Origin of the sequence: Polaribacter sp. BAL334, assembly GCF_015767435.1 — a bacterium.
Classification (GTDB): domain Bacteria; phylum Bacteroidota; class Bacteroidia; order Flavobacteriales; family Flavobacteriaceae; genus Polaribacter.
This window is the reverse complement of sequence record NZ_JADWOV010000258.1, coordinates 34,213-46,882: the sequence shown is the minus strand read 5'-3', so window position 1 is coordinate 46,882 and position 12,670 is coordinate 34,213. Positions and strand designations below refer to the sequence as shown.

Annotated in this window: 13 protein-coding genes and 1 tRNA gene; 6 read left to right on the top strand and 8 right to left on the bottom strand. The window is 31.5% G+C overall.

Features of this window, described 5'->3' with window-relative positions:
• Positions 1–18 precede the first annotated feature (18 nt).
• Positions 19–594 carry a YqaA family protein gene (locus tag IU405_RS05305; protein WP_231749562.1) on the bottom strand — a complete coding sequence of 192 codons (576 nt, stop codon included), beginning with the start codon at positions 592–594 and terminating at the stop codon, positions 19–21.
• A gap of 199 nt (positions 595–793) precedes the next feature.
• Here IU405_RS05305 and aat point away from each other — a divergent pair, with 199 nt between their 5' ends.
• Complete coding sequence (gene aat / locus IU405_RS05300; RefSeq protein ID WP_197437572.1) at positions 794–1,426, top strand: leucyl/phenylalanyl-tRNA--protein transferase; 633 nt, start codon at positions 794–796, stop codon at positions 1,424–1,426.
• Positions 1,427–1,473: 47 nt separating this feature from the next.
• On the opposite strand, the gene tsf is transcribed toward aat, so the two are convergent.
• From tsf to rplM, 4 genes are all read right to left on the bottom strand, one after another.
• The gene (gene tsf / locus IU405_RS05295; protein WP_197437571.1) at positions 1,474–2,445 is read right to left on the bottom strand and encodes a translation elongation factor Ts; all 972 of its coding nucleotides are present in this window, start codon (positions 2,443–2,445) and stop codon (positions 1,474–1,476) included.
• A 29-nt stretch (positions 2,446–2,474) separates the two neighbouring features.
• On the bottom strand, positions 2,475–3,251 hold the full coding sequence (gene rpsB, locus IU405_RS05290; protein ID WP_197437570.1) for a 30S ribosomal protein S2: 777 nt from the start codon (positions 3,249–3,251) through the stop codon (positions 2,475–2,477).
• 199 nt (positions 3,252–3,450) lie between these two features.
• Positions 3,451–3,837 carry a 30S ribosomal protein S9 gene (rpsI, locus tag IU405_RS05285; RefSeq protein WP_197437569.1) on the bottom strand — a complete coding sequence of 129 codons (387 nt, stop codon included), beginning with the start codon at positions 3,835–3,837 and terminating at the stop codon, positions 3,451–3,453.
• On the bottom strand, positions 3,837–4,292 hold the full coding sequence (gene rplM / locus IU405_RS05280) for a 50S ribosomal protein L13 (protein ID WP_197437568.1): 456 nt from the start codon (positions 4,290–4,292) through the stop codon (positions 3,837–3,839). Before rplM ends, rpsI begins: the two co-directional genes overlap by 1 nt.
• Positions 4,293–4,730: 438 nt before the next feature.
• Between rplM and IU405_RS05275 the strand changes: the two genes are divergently transcribed.
• A complete protein-coding gene (locus tag IU405_RS05275; RefSeq protein WP_197437567.1) occupies positions 4,731–7,355 on the top strand; it encodes a DUF5916 domain-containing protein in 2,625 nt (874 codons plus the stop codon).
• A gap of 114 nt (positions 7,356–7,469) precedes the next feature.
• Here the strand turns inward: IU405_RS05275 and IU405_RS05270 are convergent, their stop codons facing one another.
• From IU405_RS05270 to IU405_RS05260, 3 genes are all read right to left on the bottom strand, one after another.
• Positions 7,470–8,552, bottom strand: coding sequence for a YbjQ family protein (locus IU405_RS05270; protein ID WP_197437566.1), 1,083 nt, complete (start codon positions 8,550–8,552; stop codon positions 7,470–7,472).
• A 23-nt stretch (positions 8,553–8,575) separates the two neighbouring features.
• Positions 8,576–9,028: a hypothetical protein gene (locus IU405_RS15760; RefSeq protein WP_197437605.1), complete on the bottom strand. Its 453-nt coding sequence runs from the start codon at positions 9,026–9,028 to the stop codon at positions 8,576–8,578.
• 645 nt (positions 9,029–9,673) lie between these two features.
• Positions 9,674–11,359, bottom strand: coding sequence for a glutamine--tRNA ligase/YqeY domain fusion protein (locus tag IU405_RS05260; protein WP_197437565.1), 1,686 nt, complete (start codon positions 11,357–11,359; stop codon positions 9,674–9,676).
• A 107-nt stretch (positions 11,360–11,466) separates the two neighbouring features.
• Between IU405_RS05260 and IU405_RS05255 the strand changes: the two genes are divergently transcribed.
• From IU405_RS05255 to IU405_RS05240, 4 genes are all read left to right on the top strand, one after another.
• A complete protein-coding gene (locus IU405_RS05255) occupies positions 11,467–11,682 on the top strand; it encodes a zinc ribbon domain-containing protein (RefSeq protein ID WP_197437564.1) in 216 nt (71 codons plus the stop codon).
• A gap of 75 nt (positions 11,683–11,757) precedes the next feature.
• The gene (locus IU405_RS05250) at positions 11,758–12,174 is read left to right on the top strand and encodes a DUF2452 domain-containing protein (RefSeq protein WP_197437563.1); all 417 of its coding nucleotides are present in this window, start codon (positions 11,758–11,760) and stop codon (positions 12,172–12,174) included.
• A 6-nt stretch (positions 12,175–12,180) separates the two neighbouring features.
• Positions 12,181–12,537 carry a dihydroneopterin aldolase gene (folB, locus tag IU405_RS05245; protein ID WP_197437562.1) on the top strand — a complete coding sequence of 119 codons (357 nt, stop codon included), beginning with the start codon at positions 12,181–12,183 and terminating at the stop codon, positions 12,535–12,537.
• Between the two features lie 62 nt (positions 12,538–12,599).
• Positions 12,600–12,670, top strand: a tRNA-Cys gene (locus IU405_RS05240).

The following is a 12,670-nucleotide window of genomic DNA, read 5'->3' as shown; positions in this document are numbered from 1 at the left end:
CGTCAAAAATACAATTTTTTAGTGAACAACTTGAAATATTGCCCAAGCATAAATGGCAAAACGAGCAAATCTAAATAATCCATAAAAAGCAACATTTTTAAAAGGATATTTAATCATTCCTGCAGTCATACAAGCAATTGAAAAAGGCAATGGTAGTAACGCGCCAACTAAAATTAAGATACCTCCCCATTTTCTGGAATTTTTCAAATTTTTTTCCATTTTTACTTCTAAATAATCTCTTAATGAATCAATTTTAAGTGTTAATTTTCCTAAAAAATAGGAAATCAAACCGCCTAAATATGACAAAGCTGCCAAGAAAAATAAATTCAAAATTGGTGTTTCTGTCTTTTTCGTCCAAGCAATAAATATTTCTGGCGGAACCAATCCCAACAACGTTTCTGAAATAAAAAAAGTGATTAAAATTCCGATTCTAGAAAAAGTTTCGGTCATGTGTTGCAAAGCTTCATTGATATTGAAAATATATTTATTGACCAAGAAAACTAGTAAAACAACTCCTACTATTGGTAAAAATGCTTTTTTTAAACTCGTCCAAACAAACAAATAAAATCCAGTTCTATGAAAGTAATGGTGCATTAGCTTTGCACGATGTGAATTTGTTTTTTTCTTTTTTAGATATTTCATAGATGGTTTAAAAAAAATTTTAAAAAGGAACACAAAAGTACTCACAATCTTTGTGCTAATCGCAATCATTTGAAAGATTAACGCTTTTTTAAAATTTCAAAATTTATGACTTCCCTATTTTTTCAATTTTCATAATTTGTACCTTTGAAAAATGATGTGGTTAACCGAAAAAATAGCATTTCCTCCGTATGAAAACACTTCCAGAGAAGGCATTATTGCGTTGGGTGGAGATTTGTCAGTGGAGCGTTTGATTTTTGCATACAAAAAGGGCATTTTTCCTTGGTTTTCAGAAGGAGATCCTATTGTTTGGTATTGTCCAAAAAAGCGAATGGTGTTGTTTCCTGATGAATTGAACATCTCAAAATCAATGAAAAAAGTCATTCAAAAAAATCAATTTCACATCACAGAAAATAGGGCTTTTGAAGAAGTAATTCGTCAATGCAAGATGATTCGTAGAAAGGATGAATTGGGCACTTGGATAACAGATGAAATGGAACAAGCTTACATCCATCTTCATAAAATAGGTGTAGCTAAATCTATAGAAGTTTGGCTTGATAATCAATTAGTTGGAGGCTTATATGGCATGGAAATGAACGAAATCTTTTGCGGAGAAAGTATGTTTAGTTGCGTTTCAAATGCGTCAAAAGCAGCTTTTATACATTTGGTAACAAGCAACAAATATGCTTTGATAGACTGTCAAGTGTACAACAAACATTTGGATAGTTTGGGCGCTAGAGAAATTGACAGAAAGGTTTTTTTAGAATTGCTAGAAAAATATCAATAAAAAAACCTCGTCTTTTGAACGAGGTTTATGTGAACTAACAAAAAATGTTATCCTAAAGTTACTCTTTTAAATCCAGTTACTTCAACGTCTCCATAAGTTTTAACATATGAAGCAACATTTTTCTTATCATCTTTGATAAAAGCTTGGTCTAACAAACACAATTCTAAATCTAAAGTAGTGTTGTCAGAAATAAAACGCTCCATTTTTCCTGGTAAAATTTTATCCCAGATTTTTTCTGGTTTTCCTTCAGCAGCCAATTCCGCTTTTGCAGTTGCTTCAGCTTCCGCTAAGATTTCAGGAGTTAACTGAGACATTGAAATGTATTTAGGAACATTTTTCAATGTTTTTCCTAATCTTGCGAATTCAATATTTTCTTTCTCAATAACTGCGATTCTTGCTTCAGTTTCTGCAGCTACGAATGCTGGATCAAAGTCTTTGTAAGACAACGTTTTAGCACCCATAGAAGCAACTTGCATTGCTACATCTTTCGTTAAAATATCAGCATTTTTTACAGGAGCAGACAATCCAACTAAAGCAGCAATTTTTCCAATGTGAGTGTAAGCACCTACATAAGCAGCTTCAATTTTTTCGAAAGCAGTGATGTCTAACTTTTCACCAATAACACCAGTTTGTTCAACTAATTTATCAGCAACTGTAATTCCACCAAAATCAGCAGCTAAGAAAGATTCTTTTGTGTCATGATTGATAGCAATTGCAGCGAATTCTTCACCCAATGCAACAAATTTTTCATTTTTTCCAACAAAATCAGTTTCACAAGCCAAAACGATTGCAACACCTATAGTTTTGTCATCGTTGATTTTAGTCACTGCTACACCTTCAGTAGATTCTCTATCTGCTCTGTTTGCAGCAATTTTTTGACCTTTTTTGCGTAAAATATCAATTGCTTTGTCAAAGTCTCCACCAGCTTCTACTAATGCCTTTTTACAGTCCATCATTCCAGCTCCAGTGGCTTCTCTCAAATTTTTAACATCAGCAGCACTTACATTTACTGTTTCCATGATCTATTTTTTTTAGTATTAAATTAAATTTACTCTTCGTCAGAAATTTCGATAACTTTTTTTGTTACGATTTCTACTTCTTCTTCTTCTTGATCGTCTTTGCCTTTATCTTTATCAGCTTTTCTGTCTGATAAACCTTCTGCGATTGCATTAGTGATGTAAGACAATACTTTGTCAATAGATTTTGAAGCATCATCATTTGAAGGGATAACAAAATCAACCAATCTTGGGTCAGAGTTTGTATCAACCATTGCAAAAATTGGAATGTTCAAATTTTGAGCTTCAGCAATTGCGATGTGTTCTTTTTTGATGTCAACTACAAAAATAGCTCCTGGCAAACGAGTCATATCAGCAATAGAACCTAAGTTTTTTTCTAATTTTTCTCTTTGACGGTTAATTTGTAATTTTTCTCTTTTAGATAAAGCATCGAAAGAGCCATCTGTTTTCATTCTATCAATAGAAGCCATTTTTTTAACAGCTTTTCTGATAGTTACAAAATTAGTTAGCATTCCACCTGGCCATCTTTCAGTGATGTAAGGCATCCCAACAGCTTTTGCTTTTTCAGCAACAACGTCTTTAGCTTGTTTTTTGGTAGCTACGAATAAAACTTTACGTCCAGAGTTTGCGATTTTTTTCAAAGCTTCTGAAGTTTCTTCTATTTTAGCAGCTGTTTTATACAAATCAATGATGTGAACACCATTTCTTTCTGTATAAATATATGGAGCCATGTTTGGGTTCCATTTTCTAGTAAGGTGTCCAAAATGTACACCACTATCTAATAATTCTTGAATGTTTACTTTTGCCATTTTTTATAAATGTGTTTACTTTCTGTTTTTTTAAATCAATATATAAGTAGTCTTTTCGAGTCTTATATATTTAGATACTAAACCGTTATTTGTTTTTTTAATAACAGTCTCAAAACGATAAATAAGAAAAGAAAACAATGAGAAAAGAGGAAAGACTTGTTGTCCTGATTCTTTATTCTTGTTTCTCTTCTCCAAAATATTAACGTTTAGAGAACTGGAATCTTTTACGAGCTTTTTTCTGACCAAATTTCTTACGCTCTACCATTCGTGGATCACGAGTTAATAAGCCTTCTGGTTTTAAAACTGCTTTGTTTTCAACATCAATTGCTACTAAAGCTCTTGTAATTGCCAAACGAATTGCTTCAGCTTGACCAGTAACTCCACCACCATAAACACTTACTTTGATATTGTAAGAAGATACATTTTCGGTAAGCATTAAAGGCTGTTGCACTTTATATTGCAAAGAAGCAGTTGTAAAGTAATTTTTAAATTCTCTTTTGTTGATGGTAATTGTACCATCACCATCTGAAAGATAAACACGCGCTACAGCTGTTTTTCTTCTACCTATCTTGTGTACAGTTTCCATTATTTGTAATCGTTAAGGTTAATAGCTTTAGGTGTTTGACCTGCTTGTTTGTGTTCAGTTCCTGCATATACATACAAGTTTCTAAACAAAGCTGCACCTAATGTGTTTTTTGGTAACATACCTTTCACTGCTTTTTCAATCAATCTTGTTGGATCTTTGTCAAACATTTCTGTTGCAGTTAACGATCTTTGTCCTCCAGGATAACCAGTGTGGTGAATGTAGGTTTTATCAGCCCACTTTTTTCCTGTTAAATTAATTTTTTCTGCGTTGATAACCACCACATTGTCTCCACAATCTACGTGAGGAGTAAAATTTGGCTTATATTTACCTCTAATTAGCTTTGCTACTTTAGAAGCAAGACGACCCAACGATTGACCGTCCGCATCAACCAAAACCCACTCCTTGTTAACGGTAGCGCTGTTTGCTGATACTGTTTTGTAACTTAATGTGTTCATAATTACACTTTTAGTTTTTGTTCAATTAATAATTTATTTTTTTCCTTAAAAAAGGAGTGCAAATGTACTGCTTTTTATTTGATTGACAAATAGTACTTTACATAAAAAATAATTGATTAATTTTAAGAAAAACGATTGGCTACTTGTTCTTTGAAAAACGATATTGATTTTCTTTAATGTATTCTTAATTTTTCATAAAATTGTTAAGATTTTTGAAATAAAAAGCTTTTGATTATTGCAAAATTGTTAACTTATTTTTTAAGATATTTAAAATAAAATACTCTTAATTCATATAATTTTTATGAGATTTGTAAATTATTCCGAATAAAAACCTTTTAATTTTCATTTAAATTAACATATAGTTAAGAAAATAGAAAGGTATTTTTGCCATTCATTTTAATGCTTTTTATAGCTTTTTTAATTCAATCAAATTTTAAAATGAAATTTGTCTTTAACTACCTTCTAGTGTTTCTTTTTTGTTCAACAGTTTCTTTTTCACAAGAAGTTTTAACGAATAAAATTCCAAAGAGAGTTTACACTACAAAAAAACTCACAAAAACACCCATCATTGATGGTGATGTTACTGATGAAGCATGGAATGTAGTGGAATGGTCATCAGAATTTACTGAAAAAGAACCAGATGAAGGAACGCCTCCAACATATCAAACCTTATTTAAAGTTATTTATGACTCAAAATATTTATATATCGCAATTAAAGCGTTAGATGATGAACCAGATTTAATTCAAAAAAGATTAAGTAGGCGTGATGGTTTTGCAGGTGATAGAGTCAATGTAATTATTGATAGTTATCACGACAAACGAACCGCTTTTGTTTTTACAACAACTGCTGCTGGAGTTAAAGGCGAGGAAATTGCGACGCAAAATGGACAAAGTTGGGATGAAAGTTGGAATCCAGTTTGGTATACAGATGCTAAGGTTGATGATAAAGGCTGGACTGCAGAAATGAAAATTCCTTTTAGCCAATTGCGTTTTGGAAAATCAAAAGAACAAGTTTGGGGATTTAATATTAACAGAAATATTTTCAGATTAAACGAACGTTCTTTATGGCAACGAATTCCAAATGATCAAGCAGGTTTTATTAGTGAAGCAGGTGAGTTGCATGGTTTAATAGATCTGCCTTCTCAAAAACAACTTGAAATTCAGCCTTTTACATTATTGCAATATGATTCGTATCCAAAAGAAGGAAACAATCCTTACAGAGATGGAAGCGATTTTAAAGCCAATATTGGTTTGGATGCTAAAATTGGTGTCACCAATGATTTAACACTCGATTTGACAATCAATCCTGATTTTGGACAAGTTGAAGCAGATCCTGGAGCCATTGCTTTGGATGGTTTTCAATTATTTTTTAGAGAACAAAGACCTTTTTTTGTAGAAAATAAAAACATTTTTGATTTTCAGTTTGCCAATGGGAGTGACAACCTCTTTTATAGCAGACGAATTGGAAGAAATCCGCATAGAAGTGCTAATTTATCTTCTGGTGAATTTGCAGATGAGCCTTTAAATTCGGCTATTTTAGGAGCTGCAAAGTTTTCGGGAAAAACAAAAAATGGTTGGTCAATTGGTATTTTAGAAAGTGTAACAGCCAATGAATTTGCCGAAATTAAACAAACAAATGGCAACACTAGACAAGAAATTGTTGAGCCTTTAACCAATTATTTTGTAGGTAGAGCTCAAAAAGATTTTAACGAGAGAAACTCATTTATTGGAGGAATTTTTACAGCTACAAATCGTAATTTGAATGGTAATTTTAACGAATTGCACAAGGCTGCTTATTCAGGAGGAATCGATTTTCAGCACAATTGGAAAAATAGAGAGTATTTTTTAGATGGTAATGTCATTATGAGTCACGTTTTAGGAAGTGCTGAAGCGATTGAAAATACACAACGTTCTATAACACGTTTATTTCAAAGAACAGATGCAACTCACGTAAATGTTGATCCAACAAGAACATCATTAACAGGAACAGGAGGGAGAATTGAATTGGGGAAGGCTGGAGGAGGAAATTGGCGTTATAATGGTGGATTTATTTGGCGTTCGCCTGAATTAGAACTAAATGATGTTGGATTTTTAAGAAATACGGATCAAATGATTCAGTTTGCAAATTTGAGATATTTATGGCAAGTTCCTACAAAAACGTATAGGAATGCATCAATAGAAGCCTCACAAGTTACAGAATATGACTTTCAAAAAAATCTAAACAGAATTCGTTTTGAAGGAGAAGGAAATATTAATTGGGCCAATAACGCAACCACCAATCTTGGTTTAGGAACAAGTTTTCGTTCCTATTCTAACGCATTTTTAAGAGGTGGTCCAAGATGGAGAACAGCAAACAACAGGTATGTATTTGGTTCTTTTGGTTCTGATAGAAGTAAAATATTTAGCTATAGCATGGGGTTTACATTTGTTGATGCTGATGAAAATGTGTTTAAAAGACAACGATATTCAATAGGATTCAATTACCAACCTACAGATGCATTAAATATTTCTTTGGAAAATCAATTAGAATTGACACAGGACCGCGCGCAATACGTTACAAGCCTTGATTTTGGAAATGATAAAAGATATATTTTAGGAAACATCAATAACGATGAATTTTCTACTACCCTTCGTTTTACGTATAGTATAAATCCTAATATGTCTATTCAGTTTTATGGTCAACCATTTATTTCAAGAGGACGTTATTCAGAGTTTAAATTTGTGAATACTGCAGCAGCTGATCGTTTTACAGATCGTGTAACGATTTATGATACCAATCAAATTTCAACTAGAGCAAACGTTTATACTATTGATGAGAATAGTGATAATACGATTGATTATCAGTTTAATAAACCTGATTTTTCTTTCGCACAGTTCCGCTCAAATTTAGTTGCAAGATGGGAATACATTCCTGGGTCTGAAATCTTTTTAGTGTGGGCTCAAGGAGTTGTTGGAAACGAAAATCCAGATGCAAGTTTATCAACTTCACTCAGCAACCAAGTTTTTAGTCAGCGAAAAGAAAACACTTTTTTATTAAAAGTTACCTACCGTTTTGTGAGGTAGGGTTTTGAGATTTGAGGGTTTAATGTTTGGAAAAGTGGAATGGAATTACTCTAAACTCTATTTAGAATCCAAATAATTTCATTTTTCTCTTTTAAATTTTCCCTTAAAATATTTCTAAATCAATTCCCTGATAAGATTTATTTTATCACCTAAATGACTTATTACTTTTTCTGGTCGTAAATCAATTTTTTCAAACCCAAAAATATCTTTCAAACAACTTTCACAATATTCATTTTCTGAGTTATTAACTTTCGAACATTCACAAACCCAAACTTCCTTTTCTTTACTGGAAAGCATTTGTTTTTTTGTGGTTCTTTCTCCTCGTTCTGTAAAAGTTATTTCAATTGTTTTTTTAAGTAATTGCAAGTTGTCAATATCATTTTGTGAATAATTGAGTTGATCATATGTTGAAATAAGTAATCCTAATTTTTTAACAGATAGCTTTTCGTTTTCCAAAAGTCCAATTGTTTCTGATACATCAAGAAGGTATAAACTTTTTATTATATCTAAAATAATTTTATTTGAATTTTCATTTTTATTATTTTTCAGCGAATCGTATAAATATTTTTTCTTTTGACTTTCAGGTAAATTTTCAATAAATATTTTTAATTTTTCACTAAAATCATCAATATGAGAATTTCCATAATTAGCTCCTGCATAGGCTACTTTTTTCATTAAAAAAGGGAGCATTTCAACCATTCTATTATTAGTAATAAAACTCCATATTTCAGCTGTTAATTCTAAATTAGAGTTTTCAGCTTTATAAATAATTGACTTTTTTGTTCTCAATTCATTGAGTTCATCTACAGAAACATGTTCATTTATTTTTTGATAAATATCTTCATCTTTTTTGTCTGATTCAACAATTACAGCTGTTCCAATTGCAGTTATCATAAACATTGACTTTCCTTTTCCTGAAATTTCATCAATATCTATTTTTAATCCTAAAACACAATTTCCTCCTACTTCATTGCAAGCAAATTTTATTTCTTTGATTGCGTCTTCATAAATTTCTTTCAATTTCTTTTGATAAGAATTTGATTTTCCACCAAAGACATCTGTTAAACCACCTAAAAAATCACTAAAAATATTCGTTCCAATTACGATATGAGCAGAAATTGGTTTTAAGTGTTTTACAATATTCATTCCTTCTAATGAGGAAGTTGTTGTCACGATAATGTCTTTTGATTTTTTCATATAATTTTGGTTTTAAATATTTTTTAAGTTTTAAACTTATTTAACCTATCAATTCTTTCTCTTTTTTCAGATGCTAAAATTTTGATTATTCCAGAAGGTTTTTTAAAGATATGACGATTTTCAATTTCAGCATGACTATTAAAAACAGTAAAATAAATTTCCTTAACTATATTTTCTACAATCATTAATAGTTTTTCTGTTTGTTCAAAGGTAGGAGTATCTATATTGTTAGTGATTGTTTTATTATCTGTATGGGCATAAACTTCATCTCTTAATTGCAGTATTAAATCTATTGTATCTTTATTTTCTAGTATTTGATTTTCCCACTCTTTAATTTTGATTTGATTAATATTAAAACCACCAAAATATTGATCTTTCTTTAACTTTTTTAAAAAATGGATTAAGTTGAACTTATTATTTCTAGAAGGATTACTAAACAGTTTGGATAACTCTATTACACTATTTCTCCATAATATATGTCGTTAAATATAAATTCTCCAGAATTATTTAAAAAATTCAATTCTTCTTCTGTGTCTGGTTTGTGCATATAATAGGAATATATCAAGCACTTTTTTGCAAGTATAGAAATCTTCCATATTGCCCAAATATTATCCTTAAGTTCTTTTTTATTTGGCATTTAAATTTATCAGGTTAATTAATAAGCAACTTTTATAACTTTTTCTGATACTTACCTAATTTAATTCCCCACTAAAGTAATTAATATTTTATAGCAAAGAGTTTCTTTTAAATTAAAAAACACATAGGTATATAAAAAAATCGTATACGTATGTAAATAAAAACACATACGTATGTAAAGTTCAACGTATACGTAAACGAATAGAAACGCATACGTATGTAAATTAAAAATTATGTAGATTATTTTTCAGTATAATCTACATAATTTTTTAAAAAGTACTAGTTAATTTTTTAGGAAATATTACAATAAATAGACTTTATTGTTTGCTGTTTAATAAGATATACACAGCATATATAATTGTAAAAGTAAGCAATTTAAGTTGTAAAAAACAAAAAAAAAGGCACAATTTAGTCCTCTTTTTTCTTGTCTCTTGGTTCTAATTTCTTATTTTCAAAAACCAAAAACCAAAAACCAAAAACCAACCCTAATTCCCACCCCAAGAATCACGCAATCCAACAGTTTTGTTGAATACTAATTTGCTTGCAGTCGTGTCATTATCCACACAAAAATAGCCCAAACGTTGAAACTGAAAACGCTCGCCAATCTTGGCAGTTTGCAAACTTGGCTCTACAAAAGCATCAATAATTTCTAAAGAATTTGGATTTAAAAACTCCATGAAATCTTTGTCTTTATGTGCATCAGGAGCTTCATCTAAAAACAAACGATCATACGCTCTCACTTCTGCTTTTACAGCATGTTTTACAGAAACCCAATGCAATGTTCCTTTCACTTTTCGCAAACTTTCTTCAGTACCACTCCCTGATTTACTGAGTGCGTCATAAGTACATTGAATTTCAATCACATTTCCGTTTTCATCTTTGGTGCAACTCTCAGCTTTGATGATGTAGGCGTTTTTCAATCGAACTTCGTTTCCCAATTTCAATCGGAAAAACTTCTTATTGGCTTCTTCTTGAAAATCTTCTTTTTCAATAAAAATTTCTCTTGAAAAAGGCAGTTCTCTGAAACCTGCAGTTTCGTCTTCTTGGTTGTTTTCAGCTTGTAAAATTTCCTCTTTTCCTTCAGGATAATTGGTGATGACCACTTTTACTGGGTCTAAAACAGCCATGACTCTGTTGGCAGTTTTGTTTAAATCTTCACGAATTTTAAACTCTAAAAGCGCCACATCAATCACATTTTCACGTTTTGAAACACCCACAGTTTCCACAAAACTTCTGATAGAGGCAGGTGTATAACCACGTCTGCGCAAACCAGAAATCGTTGGCATTCTTGGATCATCCCAACCTGAAACGATATTTTCTTCAACCAATTTCAGCAATTTTCGTTTGCTCATAATGGTATAACTCAAATTTAAACGCGAAAATTCTCGTTGTTTTGGAATCAAAGGATAGGCATCAGCACTGTAACCATGCACATTGTCTTTGAACCAATCATACAATTCTCTATGAGGTTTGAATTCTAATGAACACAAAGAATGTGAAATTTGCTCCACATAATCACTTTCGCCATGAGCCCAATCATACATTGGATAAATGCACCATTGATTTCCTGTTCTATGATGTGCTTTGTGTAAAATTCGATACATTAATGGGTCACGCATCAACATATTTGGCGAACTCATATCGATTTTTGCACGCAAAACATGTTCGCCTTCTTTAAACTTTCCGTCTTTCATATCTTGAAATAAGGTCAAGTTTTCTTCCACTGAACGATTTCTATAAGGACTATTTGTTCCAGCTTCTGTTGGAGTTCCTTTTTGGATTCGCATTTCCTCTGAAGTTTGAGAATCCACATAAGCTTTTCCATCTTTAATCAATAAAACAGCCCAATCATACAATTCTTGAAAATAATCTGAAGAATAACATTCATTTGCCCAAGTATACCCCAACCATGAAATGTCATTTTTGATCGCATCAACATATTCTTGCTCTTCTTTTGCAGGATTAGTATCGTCAAAACGCAAGTTTACAGGCGCATTGTATTTGATACCCAAGCCAAAACTAATTCCAATGGCTTTGGTATGGCCAATATGTAAATAGCCATTTGGTTCTGGTGGAAAACGAAAACGCAAGTTTTCTTTAGGCATTCCGTTTGCTAAATCTTCTTCAATGATTTGCTCTAAAAAATTGAGCGATTTTTTCTCTTCAGACATTATTTGTATGCAAAAATTAAGGTGCAAAATTACATAAAATACTTGATTGGCATTGACTATAGTTGACAAATTTGTATATTCAACGTCAAATACTAAAACGTAAAAATATGAGCGATCAAATACGGAATTACACCTGTCCAAAATGTAATTGTAAAACATACAAACTAGGGCAAATGCGAGCAACAGGAGGAGTTTTCTCGAAAATGTTTGATATCCAAACTGAAAAATTTACGAGCGTTACTTGCGAAAGATGCACCTATACTGAGTTTTACAAAACAAAAACAAGTTCAATAAGCAATGTGTTTGATTTTTTTACGGGATAAAATTGATGCTTTTTTGAGCGTTAAATTTTTCACAAACCAATTTGCAAACTTCTTTTTGTAGTAAATTTGCATCGTATGAAAAACGGAGCAAAAAAACCAGATTTGGTTGTTTTTAACGAAGAAACTCAGCAATATGATGCTGCGTTAAAACCTTATGGAACTTCTGCAAGTGCGCCTGCAATTAAACCTTTAAATACGGCAACTTGGAGAAATGATGGTGTGATTAGGGTCAATAAAAAGATAAAATCAGAGTTTGAGGAAGTAAAAAAACAATACGAAATGTTGATGGAAAAATTCCATTATAACGATTTGGTGTACAACTCAAAATTTAATTTTGAACCCAATATTGGAGAAATCTATCATTTATATCAAGGAAAAAATCAAGACAATTTTTTATCCATCATTCATCCAGATCAATGTAATTTCGAATATTTGGGCTCATTTCGATTGAATTCTGATAAAATGTGGGAAAAATCGGATGTATCAAACTAACTAACTATGGGTATCATCAGGGTTAACAATATTAAATTGTATGCTTTTCATGGCTGTTTGGATGAAGAAGCAAAAATTGGTTCGCCATATAGAGTAGATGTTAAAGTAAAAGCTGATTTAAAAAAATCAGCAAAAACAGATGAATTAACAGATACTGTTGATTATGTGCATTTAAATCATATAGTTAAAGAAGAAATGGCCATTCGTTCAAAATTATTGGAAGAAGTTGCACAAAGAATCTTAGATCGGTTTTTTAAAGAAATACCTATGATACAAAAAGCAACAGTTGGAGTTTCAAAAATAAACCCACCAATAGGAGGGAATGTAGAAGAAGTGGTAATTGTTTTGACAAAAAAGCGATAACATTAAAAAAATCTTGCAGTAATTGTAAAATTGCGTAAATTTGCACTCCTTAATTCAAATAAGGTGTCGTGGCCGAGTGGCTAGGCAATGGTCTGCAACACCATCTACAGCGGTTCGAATCCGCTCGACACCT